Source organism: Enterobacter sp. DN (assembly GCF_046054285.1).
Classification (GTDB): domain Bacteria; phylum Pseudomonadota; class Gammaproteobacteria; order Enterobacterales; family Enterobacteriaceae; genus Enterobacter; species Enterobacter hormaechei_C.
This window is the reverse complement of sequence record NZ_JBJJTG010000001.1, coordinates 29021-45650: the sequence shown is the minus strand read 5'-3', so window position 1 is coordinate 45650 and position 16630 is coordinate 29021. Positions and strand designations below refer to the sequence as shown.

Annotated in this window: 16 protein-coding genes; 11 read left to right on the top strand and 5 right to left on the bottom strand. The window is 55.4% G+C overall.

Annotated features, from left to right (window positions below):
- The first annotated feature begins 370 nt into the window (after positions 1-370).
- Positions 371-1411 (top strand): AI-2E family transporter, encoded by a 1041-nt coding sequence (locus ACJTMZ_RS00215; protein WP_003857467.1) that lies wholly within the window; start codon positions 371-373, stop codon positions 1409-1411.
- Here the strand turns inward: ACJTMZ_RS00215 and ACJTMZ_RS00210 are convergent.
- Together ACJTMZ_RS00210 and ACJTMZ_RS00205 are read right to left on the bottom strand one after the other, a co-directional pair.
- On the bottom strand, positions 1408-2355 hold the full coding sequence (locus ACJTMZ_RS00210; RefSeq protein WP_252010571.1) for a zinc-dependent alcohol dehydrogenase family protein: 948 nt from the start codon (positions 2353-2355) through the stop codon (positions 1408-1410). The two genes, ACJTMZ_RS00215 and ACJTMZ_RS00210, sit on opposite strands and share 4 nt — an antisense overlap.
- Positions 2348-3382, bottom strand: a complete 1035-nt coding sequence (locus ACJTMZ_RS00205; RefSeq protein WP_017384559.1) for an LLM class flavin-dependent oxidoreductase — start codon at positions 3380-3382, stop codon at positions 2348-2350. Before ACJTMZ_RS00205 ends, ACJTMZ_RS00210 begins: the two co-directional genes overlap by 8 nt.
- A 207-nt stretch (positions 3383-3589) precedes the next feature.
- On the opposite strand from ACJTMZ_RS00205, the gene yajD reads away from it, so the two are divergent.
- Positions 3590-3937, top strand: coding sequence for an HNH nuclease YajD (yajD, locus tag ACJTMZ_RS00200; RefSeq protein ID WP_006808895.1), 348 nt, complete (start codon positions 3590-3592; stop codon positions 3935-3937).
- Between the two features lie 67 nt (positions 3938-4004).
- Here the strand turns inward: yajD and ACJTMZ_RS00195 are convergent, their stop codons facing one another.
- Positions 4005-4451, bottom strand: coding sequence for a hypothetical protein (locus ACJTMZ_RS00195; RefSeq protein WP_047365581.1), 447 nt, complete (start codon positions 4449-4451; stop codon positions 4005-4007).
- A 317-nt stretch (positions 4452-4768) separates the two neighbouring features.
- Here ACJTMZ_RS00195 and ACJTMZ_RS00190 point away from each other — a divergent pair, with 317 nt between their 5' ends.
- The 8 genes from ACJTMZ_RS00190 to pqqF all read left to right on the top strand — a co-directional run bounded on the left by ACJTMZ_RS00190 (position 4769) and on the right by pqqF (position 12791).
- Complete coding sequence (locus ACJTMZ_RS00190) at positions 4769-6034, top strand: Y-family DNA polymerase (protein WP_023303648.1); 1266 nt, start codon at positions 4769-4771, stop codon at positions 6032-6034.
- A 104-nt stretch (positions 6035-6138) separates the two neighbouring features.
- Entirely contained in the window at positions 6139-7158 is a 1020-nt protein-coding gene (locus tag ACJTMZ_RS00185) for a dipeptidase (RefSeq protein ID WP_047365582.1), read from the top strand.
- Between the two features lie 138 nt (positions 7159-7296).
- Entirely contained in the window at positions 7297-7368 is a 72-nt protein-coding gene (pqqA, locus tag ACJTMZ_RS00180) for a pyrroloquinoline quinone precursor peptide PqqA (RefSeq protein ID WP_002905689.1), read from the top strand.
- A gap of 55 nt (positions 7369-7423) precedes the next feature.
- The gene (gene pqqB / locus ACJTMZ_RS00175; protein WP_017384563.1) at positions 7424-8341 is read left to right on the top strand and encodes a pyrroloquinoline quinone biosynthesis protein PqqB; all 918 of its coding nucleotides are present in this window, start codon (positions 7424-7426) and stop codon (positions 8339-8341) included.
- 2 nt (positions 8342-8343) lie between these two features.
- The gene (pqqC, locus tag ACJTMZ_RS00170; RefSeq protein WP_003857506.1) at positions 8344-9099 is read left to right on the top strand and encodes a pyrroloquinoline-quinone synthase PqqC; all 756 of its coding nucleotides are present in this window, start codon (positions 8344-8346) and stop codon (positions 9097-9099) included.
- A gap of 2 nt (positions 9100-9101) precedes the next feature.
- Positions 9102-9380: a pyrroloquinoline quinone biosynthesis peptide chaperone PqqD gene (gene pqqD / locus ACJTMZ_RS00165; RefSeq protein WP_003857508.1), complete on the top strand. Its 279-nt coding sequence runs from the start codon at positions 9102-9104 to the stop codon at positions 9378-9380.
- Entirely contained in the window at positions 9367-10509 is a 1143-nt protein-coding gene (gene pqqE / locus ACJTMZ_RS00160; protein WP_045339631.1) for a pyrroloquinoline quinone biosynthesis protein PqqE, read from the top strand. Before pqqD ends, pqqE begins: the two co-directional genes overlap by 14 nt.
- A gap of 5 nt (positions 10510-10514) precedes the next feature.
- Complete coding sequence (gene pqqF, locus ACJTMZ_RS00155) at positions 10515-12791, top strand: pyrroloquinoline quinone biosynthesis protein PqqF (RefSeq protein ID WP_252010569.1); 2277 nt, start codon at positions 10515-10517, stop codon at positions 12789-12791.
- 86 nt (positions 12792-12877) lie between these two features.
- On the opposite strand, the gene ACJTMZ_RS00150 is transcribed toward pqqF, so the two are convergent.
- Both ACJTMZ_RS00150 and ACJTMZ_RS00145 read right to left on the bottom strand, forming a co-directional pair.
- Positions 12878-15307, bottom strand: coding sequence for a membrane-bound PQQ-dependent dehydrogenase, glucose/quinate/shikimate family (locus ACJTMZ_RS00150; protein WP_252010568.1), 2430 nt, complete (start codon positions 15305-15307; stop codon positions 12878-12880).
- A gap of 346 nt (positions 15308-15653) precedes the next feature.
- Positions 15654-16073, bottom strand: coding sequence for a translesion error-prone DNA polymerase V autoproteolytic subunit (locus ACJTMZ_RS00145; protein WP_003857514.1), 420 nt, complete (start codon positions 16071-16073; stop codon positions 15654-15656).
- A gap of 325 nt (positions 16074-16398) precedes the next feature.
- On the opposite strand from ACJTMZ_RS00145, the gene ACJTMZ_RS00140 reads away from it, so the two are divergent.
- Positions 16399-16599: a hypothetical protein gene (locus ACJTMZ_RS00140; RefSeq protein ID WP_003857516.1), complete on the top strand. Its 201-nt coding sequence runs from the start codon at positions 16399-16401 to the stop codon at positions 16597-16599.
- The last annotated feature ends 31 nt before the right edge of the window (positions 16600-16630 follow it).

Here is a 16630-nt window from a genome sequence, read left to right as displayed (position 1 = left end):
AAACCAAAAAATTGGGAATTAAATCAGTTAGCTAAGCGCATAGCGCCAGCTCAGGCAGAAGACGTGACTATAGCGCGGAACGCCAGTGTTGCTCACCAGAAAGCAGGCAGAGGGAGGTTGAAAACAGAGCAGAGTTGTTTGAAAAATACGTCCTGAACAAATTGTCCATAAAATTACAATTATCCGCGGTGTTGCTTCTCGTCTTTGCGGATGAAAATTGTCCTCGGTAGTTGAACACGCCTGATTTGTATCATAAGCCAGGAATTTACTCAAAGCCTTTTCATTTCTTTACCCAGTCTGTTTGATTTTGGTTAGTTTTTTTAATCCGCTTTCCCCTCTATTATAAATAAAAAACTGTTCAGGAACGTCCATGGCCAAACCTATTATCACCCTCAACGGGCTTAAGATCGTCATCATGCTGGGCATGCTGGTGATCATTCTGACCGGCGTTCGTTTTGCGGCCGATATCATCGTGCCTTTTATCCTGGCGCTTTTTATCGCGGTGATCCTCAATCCGCTAGTGCAGCGAATGGTGCGGCTACGCATCCCGCGTGTGCTGGCGATAAGCCTGCTTATCAGTATTATTATCGTTGCGATGGTGCTGTTAGTCGCCTATCTGGGAACCTCCCTGAACGAGCTGGCGCGGACGCTACCGACATACCGCTCTTCCCTGGCGACCCCGCTGCTGCAAATTGAACCCTGGCTGCAACGCGCGGGTATCGAAGTCTCGGTTGAGGAACTGCTTAAATATATCGATCCGAATGCCGCCATGACGATTGTCACCAGCCTGCTGGCACAACTCTCCAACGCCATGACCTCGATTTTCCTGCTGTTCCTGACGGTTGTGTTTATGCTGCTGGAAGTTCCACAGCTGCCTGCAAAGCTCCAGCACATCATGGTGCGTCCGGTAGAGGGAATGGGCGCCATTCAGCGCGCGCTCGACAGCGTTTCACGCTATCTGGTGCTGAAAACGGCCATCAGCCTGGTGACGGGATTAGTGGTCTGGGGGATGCTCGCCGCGCTGGATGTGCGTTTTGCCTTTGTCTGGGGGCTGCTGGCCTTTGCGCTCAACTATATTCCTAACATCGGCTCCGTGCTGGCGGCGATCCCCCCTATCCTTCAGGTGCTGGTTTTCAGCGGTTTGTATGATGCCCTGATTCTGCTGGCAGGCTATCTGGTGATTAACCTTGTCTTCGGGAACATTCTCGAACCACGGATCATGGGACGCGGGCTGGGGCTTTCAACCCTTGTTGTATTCCTGTCCCTGATTTTCTGGGGCTGGCTGCTCGGGCCTGTCGGCATGCTGCTCTCCGTTCCGCTGACAATTATTGTCAAAATTGGCCTGGAGCAGACCGCCGGTGGACAAAGTATCGCTGTACTGCTGAGCGACATGAGCCATAAGGCCGATTAATTGTCCATCGACAGCATGGGCTTACCCGTTCTTCCCGCTTCGCGATAGTTGCCCACTGCCCGCTGCCATTCCGACAGCGGGTAGAGGGTGACATCGCTGCACTGGCTGGCGCGCAGTTTAGGCCAGATGCGCCGAAACTCCGCCTGCCACGCCTCAGCGCTCAGCGCGTCCAGATAGTTACGAATGTGAAACCACGCCACGCGCGGCAACGGCCGCTGCTGCCGGAAGGTCTGCCCGGAGAGTAGCCCGTAGCAGACAAAGGTGCCGGTTTCGGGCGTCACGCTCAGGATCGTCTCCGCCAGACTGCCGCCCGTGGCGTCGTACACCACCTCCGCTTGCGCGGCGGCAGCGTTGACGGCGGTCGTATCATGTTGCGCAATCGGGACGATCCCCATTTCAGCCAGACGTTGAGCGTGCACGGGCGAGCGATGGATCCCGTAAACCGCCTCTGCGCCCGCCTGGCGTGCCCATTGCCCGAGCAGAACGGCGCAGTCAGAACCGGCAGCGGTGAGCAGCACCGTTTTCCCGACCGGAGGATAGCGGTCCAGCATCATCTGTGCGGCAAGCGGGTTGATATACGCCCGCGCGGCAAGTAGCGAGTCGACGTCGTCCGGGACGGGAACCGCATACGCCGCCGGGCAGTCGACATAGCGCTGCCAGGTTCCCTGCCCCCGTAACGGCAGGACCCGCTTGCCCAGCAGCGCCGGATAAGCGGCGGGCGTTTCGGTCACTATTCCGACCCCTTCATAACCGGCTATCGCAGGCAGCGGCGTGCGATGGCGATATGCTCCGGTGATGGGGATGAGATCGGAGGCGTTCACCGGGGAAAAAAGCATGCGCACACGTATCTCTCCCGGCTGTCGCGGCGACAATGGTGTAGTTTCCGCTTGCAGTACCGATTCAGGCTCACCAAACCGGCGATACCAGAGGGCCAGATTAAGCATTGCGATCGCGCCATCCCATTTCCGGTGCGACATGTTTCAGGATGGACTCGATCACATGTGCGTTGTATTCCACGCCCAGCTGATTCGGCACGGTAAGTAACAGCGTATCCGCTTCCGCGATCGCTTCATCCTTTTTCAACTGTTCAATCAGCTTGTCTGGCTCTGCGGCATAGCTGCGTCCGAAAATGGCCCGCGTTTTCTCATCCAGATAGCCCACGCTGTCGCTTTCATTGCGGCTTGAACCGAAATACATCCGGTCGCGATCGTCCATCAGGGCAAAAATACTGCGGCTGACCGAAACGCGTGGCTGACGGGTATGCCCTGCCTCAGCCCAGGCCTGTCGGTAGGCACGGATCTGTTTTGCCTGCTGAATATGGAACGGCTCGCCGGTTTCATCATCTTTCAGCGTTGAGCTTTGCAGGTTCATCCCCAGTGTTGCCGCCCATACTGCCGTTGCATTAGAGCCAGCCCCCCACCAGATACGATCGCGTAAGCCTTCTGAATGCGGCTCCAGACGCAATAATCCCGGCGGGTTTGGGAACATCGGCTGTGGGTTAGGCTTTGCAAACCCTTCACCGCGTAATACATCAAGCAGTACCTCAGTGTGGCGGCGCGCCATATCAGATTCGTTTTCCCCTTCCTGCGGCACGTAACCAAAATAACGCCAGCCATCAATCACCTGCTCCGGGGAACCCCGGCTGATACCAAGCTGTAATCGCCCGCCGGAGATGAGATCTGCCGCGCCAGCATCTTCCGCCATATACAGCGGATTTTCATACCGCATGTCGATCACGCCCGTCCCGATTTCGATGCGTTTGGTTTTCGCGCCTATTGCAGCCAGCAAGGGGAATGGCGAACTGAGCTGGCGGGCAAAGTGATGCACACGGAAATAAGCCCCGTCCGCGCCCAGCTCTTCGGCGGCGACCGCCAGATCGATGGACTGTAGCAGCGTGTCAGCCGCGGTTCGCGTGCCGGACTGAGGTGACGGCGTCCAGTGACCAAACGACAAAAATCCGATCTTTTTCATAGTGGAGTATCCTGATAAAGCATTGCGTTATCCCTACTCTACGCATTAACGGATGAGAATAAATGGTGATTATTTAACGGAATGCTTCAAATAAACTGACAGAAATACGCAAATCGCACGCTGCCTTCCCGCAGAGGAGGCATTCTCCTGACATCTCATAATGGGATATAGTGTGAACTATTCTCTTTTTAACAGGTAACATCAGCAATGGCTCTGATCCCCAAAAACTACGCACGGCTGGAAAGCGGCTACCGTGAAAAAGCGCTAAAAATCTACCCCTGGGTTTGTGGACGCTGCTCGCGTGAGTTTGTTTATTCAAATCTTCGTGAACTCACGGTTCACCATATCGACCACGATCACACCAATAACCCGGAAGATGGCAGTAACTGGGAGCTGTTGTGCCTGTTTTGTCACGATCACGAACACTCAAAGTACACCGAAGCGGATCAGTATGGCACCACCGTTGTCGCGGGTGAGGATGCGCAAAAAGACGTGGGTGTCGCCACGTTTAACCCCTTTGCCGATCTCAAGGCGATGATGAACAAGAAGAAGTAATTTCGACGGCTTCACTGCCCATACCTGTCGTATGGGCAGTCAGAAAGCCACATATGTTGTATTCCAGTCACAGGTTGAACAATGACAAGGCTTTAATATCTGCCTCAGGGTTCACGCGTTTTACTGCCTCTAAAAACGCAGCGAAGTTTTGATTAAACACCGTCAGATTATTATAAAATTGCACCTGTTTTTCACGGGTTCCCTCAAGATAAGTCACAGACCAGATCCGCCTGTTATTTATCACTATCGAGCCTGGTTTAATTTTTATGATAGTCGCCAGCTCAATTTTACGGGTGCTGCTCTTTATAACCTCGTATAAATACTGCTCATCATAAAAGTAGGTTTTACCTGACGAGCCGCCAAACCAGACAGGATGGGTTGAGATTTTTTTCATTCCCCGGCTATCGGCAACGATGCGCGTTGGATGCCGAATACGCCTGACGAAAAAGCGTATCAGCATAATCAGTGCCACAAAAGACAGCACCACAAAAAGAACGTTAATGCTCTCCCGCATATTTCGTTACCTGACATGCATAGTTATAAGTGAAGAAGTATACCCAAATAGTCTGGTCGTGATAATTACCCTTCTACGCCCGTACGCCATGATGCCTTGTTACCCTTGATCTTTGCTATCGATATACAATACTGTATATAAATACAGTATTGATTGACGGTGATCATCATGCAGTTTTTCACGCCATCAGAGCGACGCCGGAGCGTGGCCCTTCCCCTATTCAATGACCCTGTTCCTTACGTTCTGAATGAACGTATAAGCGCGCCCACGAAGGCTCGCGGCGTAGTGACCTGTATCGCGACATCTGCGAGCTGACCATGTTTGCACTGTGTGATGTGAACGCTTTCTATGCTTCCTGTGAAACGGTTTTTCGCCCGGACCTGAAGGGACGACCGGTGGTCGTGTTGTCCAATAACGATGGGTGCGTCATCTCTCGCTCCGCTGAAGCCAAACCCTTTGTGAAAATGGGTGAACCGTACTTCAAACAGAAAGATCTCTTCAGGCATCATGGCGTGGTTTGTTTCAGCAGTAATTATGAACTTTACGCGGATATGTCCAACCGGGTAATGAACACGCTTGAAGAGATGTCGCCTCGTAGCGAAATATACTCAATTGATGAGATCTTTTGCGATCTTACCGGCGTGCGTAATTGTCGCGATCTTTCCGATTTTGGGCATGAAATGAGAGCGACCGTACTGCAACGCACCCATCTGACCGTCGGAGTGGGCATCGCACCCACAAAGACGCTGGCGAAACTGGCAAATCATGCGGCGAAACGCTGGCAGCGCCAGACGGGAGGCGTTGTTGATTTATCCAATGTGGATCGTCAGAGAAAGCTGATGGCGGCGCTACCCGTCGAAGACGTTTGGGGTGTAGGACGTCGCATAGCGAAGAAGCTTGAGATGATGGGGATTAAGACCGTCCTGCAACTGGCAGACACCGATATCCGGTTCATAAGAAAACATTTCAATGTCGTGCTGGAGAGAACGGTGCGTGAATTACGGGGCGAATCGTGTCTTGAACTGGAAGAGTTTGCCCCGGTAAAGCAAGAAATCGTCTGTTCGCGCTCGTTTGGCGAACGCCTCACCGAATATGACGATGTACGCCAGGCCATCTGTAGTTATGCCGCCCGGGCAGCAGAAAAACTTCGCAATGAGCATCAGCATTGCCGCTTTATCTCCGTATTTGTTAAAACCTCGCCCTTCGCGCTTAACGAGCCATATTATGGCAATAGCGCGTCGGTAAAACTGCTCACCCCAACCCAGGATAGCCGGGATATTATCGGCGCATCAGTTCGTTGTCTGGATGCGGTCTGGAAGAACGGCCATCGGTACCAGAAAGCCGGAGTGATGCTGGGAGATTTTTATAGCCAGGGCGTCGCGCAACTTAATCTGTTTGACGACAACGCACCCAGGAAAAACAGCCAAAAGTTAATGGATGTATTAGACCATCTGAATGCTGAAAATGGCCGTGGCACGCTTTACTTCGCGGGACAGGGTATACAGCAGCCGTGGCAGATGAAACGGGAAATGCTTTCACCCCGCTACACCACCCGCTTTGCGGATCTCCTCACTGTTAAGTGATATTAACAATTGCTGCTAAGTTGTAATTTTCCCCTTGCCGGACCGGACAAATCGGTTATCGTGCCAGGCAACTTTCGCAGCAATAAAAGACAGTGGGATGCGCTATGGCGATTTTTGATGGTCACAATGACCTGTTGCTTAATTTATGGCTTCACCATCGCCAGGATCCGGTAACGGCCTTCTTCTCCGGCATTGAGAAGGGACACCTCGATTATCCACGCATGCAGCAAGGCGGATTTTCCGGCGGGCTGTTCGCGCTGTTCGTGCCGCCGCAGGAGTATATCGCCCGCATGGCGCCACAATACGCCAGCGAGCCGTGGCAGCCGGTCGACATTCTCTGGCAGCAGCTGACGATCCTTAAGCAGCTTGTCGCCCACTCCGATGGCCGGGCGCGATTGTGCCTGAGCGCGGCGGATATCGAACGCTGCCGTCAGGATAAAGTGCTGGCGATGGTGGCGCATATTGAGGGCGCGGGCGGTTTTGACGGCGAGGGAGGCGATCTACAGGCTTTTTATGCCGCCGGGGTGCGCAGCATTGGGCCTTTCTGGAACATTGCTAACCGTTTTGGCACCGGCGTTAACGGGGCGTTTCCCGGCAGCCCGGACAGCGGCCCAGGGCTTACCGCTGAGGGTATCGCCCTCATTAAGCACGCTAACGCCCTGAACATGCTGATTGACGTTTCGCATATGAATGAAAAAGCGTTCTGGGATACCGCTCGTCATTCCTCTTCACCGCTGGTCGCCACCCATTCCAACGCCCATACGCTGTGCCCGCAACCGCGCAATCTGACCGATCGGCAGCTACTGGCTATCCGCGACAGCGGCGGCGTGGCAGGCGTCAATTTCGGCAACGCGTTTCTGCGCGCCGACGGTAAACGCGATAGCGATACCCCGCTGAGTACGATTGTTCGCCATATCGACTATCTTATTAACATCATGGGTGACGATCATGTCGCGCTGGGCTCCGATTTTGACGGCATTACGTTGCCTGATGACTTACACGATGTGAGTGGTTTACCGCGGCTAATCAGCGCGTTGCGTGACAGCGGCTATGATCAATTTGTGCTGAATAAGCTGCTGTGGGGCAACTGGCAAAAGGTATTGCAAAATGTTTGGCAACAATAGGTTACGTTGTAAACATTAAGTTAATTCCTTACATCTTTCGGGTTGAGCTTTGCCCTCCTGTGACGCATTATTTGATGACCATCACAAAACTGGCACAAACAATGGCGTTAGTGCTGCATTTTTAAAGAGGAAAAAACGATGTGGAAGAAACCTGCTTTTATTGATTTACGTCTTGGCCTGGAAGTGACCCTGTACATTTCCAACCGCTAATCGCTCTGCCCGCCATCCGTGCGGGCATTTTTGTTCGACTACCTGGCCCATCTTCATGTTTATAAAAGTCCTCGGTTCCGCCGCTGGCGGTGGTTTCCCCCAGTGGAACTGTAACTGCGCCAACTGTCAGGGTTTGCGCGACGGTACCCTTCAGGCGACCCCTCGCACCCAGTCGTCGATCATCGTCAGCGATAACGGCAAAGAGTGGGTGCTGTGTAACGCCTCCCCCGATATCAGCCAGCAGATTGCCCATACGCCAGAACTGAATAAGAAAGAGGTTCTGCGCGGCACACATATTGGCGGCATTATTCTCACCGATAGCCAGATTGACCACACCACCGGGCTGCTCAGCCTGCGCGAAGGGTGCCCGCATCAGGTATGGTGTACGCCGGAGGTGCATGAAGATCTTTCCAGCGGATTCCCGATTTTTACCATGCTCCGGCACTGGAACGGCGGCCTGATTCATCACCCGATCGCGCCGCTCACCGCCTTTAGCGTGGAAGCCTGCCCTGATTTGCAGTTTACCGCTGTCCCCATCGCCAGTAACGCACCGCCCTATTCGCCGTGGCGCGACCGCCCGCTGCCGGGGCATAACGTGGCGCTGTTTATCGAAAACCGCCGCAACGGTCAGACGCTGTTCTACGCACCGGGTCTCGGTGAACCCGATGACACCATCCTGCCGTGGCTTAAAAAAGCGGACTGTCTGCTGATTGACGGTACCGTCTGGCAGGACGATGAACTCCAGGCCACCGGCGTCGGACGCAATACCGGCCGCGACATGGGCCATCTGGCGCTCGGCGATGAACACGGCATGATGGCGCTGCTGGCCTCGCTGCCGGCAAAGCGCAAGATTCTGATCCACATTAATAACACCAACCCGATCCTTAACGAGCAGTCGCCGCAGCGTCACGCCCTTGCGCAGCAGGGAATAGAAGTGAGCTGGGACGGGATGAACATCACGCTTCAGGACTAACTATGCACATTCGCGAAACGCTCTCACCGCAAGAGTTTGAGCACGCCCTCCGGGCGAAAGGCGCCTACTATCATATTCACCATCCGTACCATATCGCGATGCATAACGGCGAGGCCAGCCGCGAGCAGATCCAGGGCTGGGTGGCGAACCGGTTTTACTACCAGACGACGATCCCGCTGAAAGACGCGGCAATTATGGCGAACTGCCCGGATCCGCACACGCGTCGCAAATGGGTGCAGCGGATCCTCGATCACGACGGCAGCAACGGTCATGACGGCGGTATCGAAGCCTGGCTACAGCTGGGCGAAGCCGTGGGGCTCAGCCGCGAGGACTTAATCAGCGAACGCCACGTGTTGCCCGGCGTCCGTTTCGCCGTCGACGCTTACGTTAACTTCGCCCGCCGCGCCAACTGGCAGGAGGCGGCATGCAGCTCGCTCACCGAACTGTTCGCCCCGCAAATCCATCAGTCGCGTCTCGACAGCTGGCCACAGCACTACCCGTGGATCAAAGAGGAAGGCTATTTTTATTTCCGCAGCCGCCTCAGCCAGGCCAGCCGCGACGTTGAACACGGTCTGGAGCTGGCGAAGCGTTACTGCGATAGCGCGGAAAAGCAGAATCGGATGCTGGAGATCCTTCAGTTCAAACTCGATATCCTGTGGTCGATGCTCGACGCGATGACCATGGCCTACGCGCTACAGCGTCCGCCTTATCACACGGTCACCGACAAAGCGGCCTGGCACACAACCCGACTGGTATAAGCATGCAAAAAAACTCCATCGTCGCCTTTCGTCGCGGCTATCGCCTGCAATGGGAAGCCGCTCAGGACAGCCATGTCATCCTCTATCCGGAAGGCATGGCCAAACTCAATGAGACCGCGGCCGCGATCCTCGAACTGGTCGATGGCCAACGCGACGCGGCGGCCATCATTGCCATACTCAACGAACGGTTCCCGGAAGCCGGCGGCGTGGATGACGACGTCGTAGAATTCCTGCAAATCGCTTATCAACAGAAGTGGATTATTTTCCGTGAGCCAGAATAAACCCGCCGTCAATCCACCGCTGTGGCTGCTGGCGGAGCTGACCTATCGCTGTCCGCTACAGTGTCCTTACTGCTCTAACCCGCTGGACTTCGCCCGGCAGGATCAGGAGCTGACCACCGAACAGTGGATTGAGGTTTTCCGCCAGGCGCGGGCGATGGGCAGCGTGCAGATAGGTTTTTCCGGCGGCGAACCGTTGACGCGTAAAGATCTGCCGGAGCTGATCCGCGCCGCCCGCGATCTCGGTTTTTATACCAACCTGATCACCTCGGGAATTGGCCTGACGGAAAGCAAACTCGACGCGTTCAGCGAGGCCGGTCTGGACCATATCCAGATTAGCTTCCAGGCCAGCGATGAAGTGCTCAACGCTGCGCTGGCGGGGAATAAAAAAGCCTTCCAGCAGAAGCTGGCGATGGCCAAAGCGGTCAAAGCCCGTGATTACCCGATGGTGCTGAATTTCGTCCTGCACCGACATAATATCGATCAGATCGATAAAATCATCGAGCTGTGCATCGAACTGGACGCCGACGATGTCGAACTTGCCACCTGCCAGTTCTACGGTTGGGCGTTCCTTAATCGTCAGGGGCTTCTGCCGACGCGGGAACAGATCGCCCGCGCGGAACGCGTGGTTACCGAATATCGGCAAAAAATGGCCGCCAGCGGCAATCTGACCAACCTGCTGTTCGTCACCCCCGATTATTACGAAGAGCGGCCAAAAGGCTGTATGGGCGGCTGGGGGTCGATTTTCCTCAGCGTGACCCCGGAAGGCACGGCGCTGCCCTGCCACAGCGCGCGCCAGCTGCCGGTGGATTTCCCGTCGGTGCTTGAGCAGAGCCTGGAATCCATCTGGTATGACTCTTTCGGCTTCAACCGCTATCGCGGGTTTGACTGGATGCCAGAGCCGTGCCGCTCCTGCGATGAAAAGGAGAAGGACTTCGGCGGCTGCCGCTGCCAGGCCTTTATGCTCACCGGGAATGCTGATAACGCCGATCCGGTGTGCAGCAAATCGCCGCATCATCATAAAATCCTCGAGGCGCGACGCGAAGCAGCCTGTAGTGATATGAAGATCGGTCAGCTTCAGTTCCGCAACCGTACCCGTTCTCAGCTTATCTATAAAACCCGGGAACTGTAACGATAATGACCACCCGCATCGTGGAACTGGCAGGCGGTTTACGCGCAACGCTGGTGCATCAGCCGCAGGCGACACGCGCGGCGGCGCTGGCGCGCGTGAGTGCCGGAAGCCATCACGAACCACCGCGCTTCGCCGGTCTTGCGCATTTGCTTGAGCACCTGCTGTTCCGCGGTAGCCAGCGCTATCAGGGCGATGATCGACTCATGGCCTGGATCCAGCGCCAGGGCGGCAGCGTCAATGCCACCACGCTGGCTCGCCATAGCGCTTTTTTCTTCGACGTTGCCGCCGATAACCTGTCCTACGGCGTCGCGCGGCTGCGGGATATGTTGCAGGCGCCGCTGCTTTCACCGCATGACATACAGCGCGAAGTGGCTGTCATTGATGCGGAAAACCGGCTCATCCAGCAACATGATTCCGCCAGGCGCGAAGCGGCGGCGCGCCACGCGATGGAAGAACCCGCGGTTTTTCGCCGTTTTCAGGTGGGTAGCAAGGATTCTCTGGGACAGGACCCGGTATCGCTGCAAGCCGCGTTGCGCGACTTTCATCGTCGCTATTATGTGGCCGGACACCTGCAATTGTGGCTGCAAGGGCCGCAAACGCTGGATGTGCTGGCCGAGCTTGCCCATACGTTTGCGTCAGATTTTGCGTCAGGAGGCATGCCTGAAACCGCTCCCCCGTTGCGTCTTAGCGCTGAAGCAGATTATAAGCTGGCGGTAACGGAGCGACCCGCACTGTGGCGTTGTCCGTTAATCCGAAAAAGTGACAACGTCACTTTATTTCGGGAGTTTTTACTGGACGACGCCCCCGGAAGCCTGATTGCCGGGCTACGGGCGCGCGGGCTGGCAGAAGAGGTAGCCCTGAACTGGCTTTATCAGGATGACGATTACGGCTGGCTGGCGCTAACGGTTGATAGCGAACGGCCCGAGGACATTGACCCGCATATTACCCACTGGCTACGGGCGCTACAGCAAACGACGGATGAGCAGCAGCGGCATTATTATCGGCTGGCACAGCAGCGTTTCAGCGCCCTGCCGACGCTGGAGCAGCTGCGCCAGCGGGCATTTGGTTTTGCGCCCGGCGCGGCGCCCGTAGGTTTTTCCGCCTTCTGTGCTGACTTACTGGCGGCGCCAGTCTCGTATCTGGCCTGCAAAAAAATGGAAACCGCTGAAATTATTGCCAGCCAGGGTTTTGCCCTGCCGCTTAGCCATTGGCGTCGCCAGCCGGTTGCAGATGATAGCCCCATCGCGTTTTCCTTCTACCCGCAGACTGCCAGGTATGCTGCGCCAGCCCCGACGTCAGAAGCCGCTCCACTGCTGCATTTGTCGGCGCAGACACAACCGCCGACGCTGATCCTGCGCAGGCCTTTTTATTCGCGCGTGGACAGGTCTCAGGGGGTGGCGATGGGCAAACAGTTACGCCCTCTTCTTGCTGAACTGCGCCATATCGACGGCAGCGGCGAGTGGCAAACGGTTGACGGTAGCTGGCAGCTCACCCTGCGGCTTCCTGACGCCATGGTGACGGCGGGCCCCATCATCGGGGCGATAATCGATCGCCTCTCCCACCCCGCTCCTGCTATTACGCCAGCGCCAGAAGGCATTGCCATCCGTGAGCTGCTTCAGCAATTGCCTGAACGTCTGGCATCGGATCCGCCACGGGACGGCTGGCTGGCGGCGTTAGTTGGCGGCAGCGCCGGACACGCGCACGGGTTAGCCCGGCAGCTTGGCCTGCTCCGGACGCCGGTTAACGCTAAGCCGTTGCCGTTAAGCGGTTGTCCCGGCGGGATCGAACACATCCCGCACGCCAGCGCGGATTCGGCGCTGCTGGTGTTTATTCCCCTGCCGCCGGGCGCGTCGCTCGCCGCGCTGCGGCTGCTGGCGTTATGCTGCGAACCGCAATTTTTCCAGCGCCTGCGCGTGGAACAGCAGATTGGCTACGTGGTCAGCTGTCGTTATCAGCGTATTGCCGATCGCGATGGCCTGTTGCTGGCGTTACAGTCGCCTGACCGTTCTCCCGTGAACCTGTTGGGTTGCTGCAAACGATTTTTGCGTGAGCTGACGCCGTGCGATGAGGCAGCGTTCAGCGTGTTGCGACAGCAGCTGGCGACGCAGATCCGCTCACCGATGGATGCCAGCGCCACGGCAGTGGCCGCCCTGCGCCAGCGCTATGGTTTGCCGGTGTTAACGCCGCAGGCTATTGATGCCCTGCAACCTGACGAGATAATCGCGCTATGGCGCGAGATGACTCGCCGTCGCCGACGCTGGCGGGTGCTTTTCACGGGCTGACCAGAACCGACGCTTTCTTCCTGTGCGTAGTTTTTAGTCAAAAAAAAGCCCCGTACTACGACGGGGCCGGGCTGCTTATTTCGCTGTTATTTATCCAGCGCGTAGGCAATCACGTAGTCACCACGATCCGGCGACTGGCGTGCACCGCCGGCAGAGATCAGAATGTACTGTTTGCCGGTTTTCGGTGATACATAGCTGACAGGTCCGCCCTGGCTACCCACCGGGAGACGCGCTTTCCACACTTCTTCCCCCGTAGAAGAATCAAAGGCGCGCAGGTAGTAATCCTGGGTTCCCGCAATGAAGACCAGACCGCCCTGCGTGGCCAGCGTACCGCCCAGCGTCGGCATACCGACAGGCATCTGCATACGCATTTTTACCCCAAACGGACCGGTATCCTGAACGGTACCGACCGGCACCTGCCAGACGATTTTCTGCGTTTTCAGGTCAATGGCGGAGAGGGAACCAAACGGTGGTTTCTGGCACGGAATGCCCAGTGGTGACATGAAACGGTTTTTGTTGACCGAATACGGCGTTCCTTTCATCGGAACGGCGCCCATCCCGGCGTTCACGGCTTCACCGCCTGTGTTTGCCACCGCGCTCTGCGGATCTTGTTTAATCAGCTGGACCCACAGACCCAGACGCATGTCGTTGACAAAGATGTACTGGTTGTTCGGATCGGTGGACAAGCTGCCCCAGTTCATTCCCCCCAGCGAGCCCGGGAAGCTCAGGGAAATATCGGTTCCCGGCATCGTGTACAGACCGTCATAACGCATTGATTTGAAGCTGATACGACAGGCCAGCTGGTCAAACGGCGTCGCCCCCCACATATCCGATTCTTTCAGGGTTTCCGCGCCAATCTGCGGCATTCCCACAGAACGCGGCTGCGTTGCCGGGTACTGTTCACGTGGAATATCCGCTGGTTTTACCGGAACCTCTTTCACTTCAGTGAGCGGTTTACCCGTCAGGCGATCAAGAACATAAATTTGCCCCGCTTTGGTGCCCACCACCACCGCGGGCTTGTTGCCCTCTTTCGTCGGGAAATCAACCAGGCTCGGCTGCATCGGGATATCGAAATCCCAGAGGTCGTTATGCACGGTCTGGTATACCCACTTCTCTTTCCCGGTAGTCGCATCCAGCGCGAGGATTGAGGTGGCGTATTTATGATCTTCCGGAATACGGTCAGCGCCCCACAGGTCGACAGAGGAACTTCCCATCGGGATAAACACGGTATTCATCGACGCATCCCAGGACATAGGGGCCCAGGAGTTTGCAGAGCTACGTTTGTAGTGTTCGCCCGGCTTCAGAACATAGTTCGGATCCGGATTACGCGGGTCGAACGCCCAGCGCAGCTGGCCGGTGATCACGTCATAACCACGTATAACGCCTCCCGGCATATCGGTGCTGACGTTATCCGCAACGCGGCCGCCAACGACAACCGTCGTACCCGCCAGCGTCGGGGCCGACGTCAGCACGTAGGTGGGATCTGACGCGTCGCCCATCCCTTCATGCAGGTTAACGCTGCCGTTAGTACCGAAGTCCGGGCAGAACTTGCCGTTATCGGCGTCTAACGCGATCAGCTTACCGTCGATGGTGTTCATCAGGATACGGCGCTGGCATGCAGCGCCCGGTGCCACCTGCGCTGGCAGAACCGGCGTGGAGCCGGCTACCGTTGGCTGCGCCAGCGGTTTGGTGGCATCAAAGTACGCCAGGCCACGGCAGCGCATCCAGATTGCAGACTTGGCGTTGATTTCCGCTTTCCAGATCTCTTTCCCGCTATCGGCATCCACGGCGATCACGTTGTTATGCGGCGTACAGAGGAAGACACGATCGCCAACCTGTAGCGGCGTTTGCTGATCTTCTGCGCCATTGCCGTCCGGACTTTCCGGTACGTCACCGGTATGGTAGGTCCAGACCGGTTTCAGGTTTTTCACGTTGTCACGGGTTATCTGGTCCAGCGCCACAAAGCGACTACCGCCAGCCGTATTACCGTAGTGATCCCAGTTCTGCTGTTTCGCATCATCTTTTACCGGCACCAGCGGGCGTTTTTCACCGCTAAACGGCACGGTCGGATGGGGTTGAAACATCTGAACAAAGGTGACGCCCATGGCGATAATAAGGACCGCGCAGACCCCCAGGGCCCCTTTTGCGCAGGACGGTTTTCCTTCACGTTTACGCAATGCAGGCCAGGTGGCGGCTGCCAGCACCATCAGCCCGGCGGGTACCATTAAACGGGAAACCAGCGGCCAGAAGTCGAGCCCGGCATCGAAAAATGCCCAAATCAGGGTGCCAAGAAACACCAGGGCAAACAGCCCCACGGCAGAGGACTTGCGGCGGAAGAACTGAATCGCAGAGAGCAGAGTGATAACCCCGGCGATGAGAAAATACCAACTCCCCCCCAGGGAAACCAGTTTAAAACCGCCGATGGCAAAAAAGAGCCCCGTTACAAGAAGTATCACACCCACCAGCAGGCACCACGGGCCTAACCAGCCGGATGGGCGGGGATTATTGTCTGACATAAAAATGAATCTCCTGATTACTTTATAACAGCAGGGTTTTATTGACTGCCACGATGCTAAAACCCTGCATAACATCAATTGTTCGTGTGCGAATCATAAATTAAAATTATAATGTAGACAAAATGTATTCTGTCGGAAGAAAAGAAAACTCACTAAAGTGCAGGAACATAACAAAATAAAAAAATGGGATATCACTCTGTAATTCGCCAATACCAGAATATTTGACCAGTCAGTTCCGGCTTATGCGATGAATATCAGGTTTGCCGACAAGACAGCCCCGATAACCTAAGATTTTTGCATGATGAGAATTAACTTATTGCCTATTAATTAAGCTTCACAAACGCGATCAGCTCGCGGATTTCACGATATACGTCACTACACCAAAGATATCGAGCGTATCGTCGCTGCCGACAATAATCGGTGAATAGGCGCTGTTCATGGGGTTGAGTTGAATATTGGGACGCAACTGGAGGCGCTTCACGGTAAATTCGCCCTCTACCGCCGCAATCACGATATCGCCATGCTCAGGCTTGCGGGAACTGTCCACCACCAGCAAATCACCGTTATTGATCCCCCCTTCTATCATCGAGTCACCGGCGGCTTTGACAAAGTAAGTGGAGCTGGGATGGGCGACTAATAACTCGTTTAAATCGATACGCCGCTCTACATAATCCGCTGCCGGGCTGGGGAAGCCGCACTGTACTAAGTCGCTGAAAAGTGGAATAGCAACGATTTCACGCAACTCTGCGGGTCTGAAAAAGATCATGATAAATACCTCCACACTGTTTTTATATACAGTAGTTTTAACTGAGGTATCGATCAAGCCATGTCAGCGTAAGCGGCTGGCTACGCCTTAACCGCTTCGCTTATAACCCCCTATAGCAATGAAGATTATTTGCTTTGTAAATTTTTACGTATGGGCAAGCTTAACGCGTCATAAAACATCACTATCAAATCACTTACCAATGACTTATAAATACACAAAAGACAACTTGGCATCACTGCATAATCACTATCCGTTGACTTTCTATTTAGACTGGCGCATATTTTACAGCACAAATTAACAAGACAATTTTTGGAGGACGTTTTCTATGCCCGCCCGTGATTATCCCGATAAGCGTGTTGCTCGCGGTGTCGCAAAGGAGGCCGAACTCAGGATGTTAAGCGCGCGCATCGATCCTGCGCTGATGGAGTACATCCGCATTACTGCGTATGAAACACGGAAAAGTAAGCAGGAAATCGTGGCGGAAGCGTTAGCGCTTCACCGCCAAAGAAGTCAGATTGGATCATAAACAGCAAAAGCCCGAAAAATTCTCCGGGCTT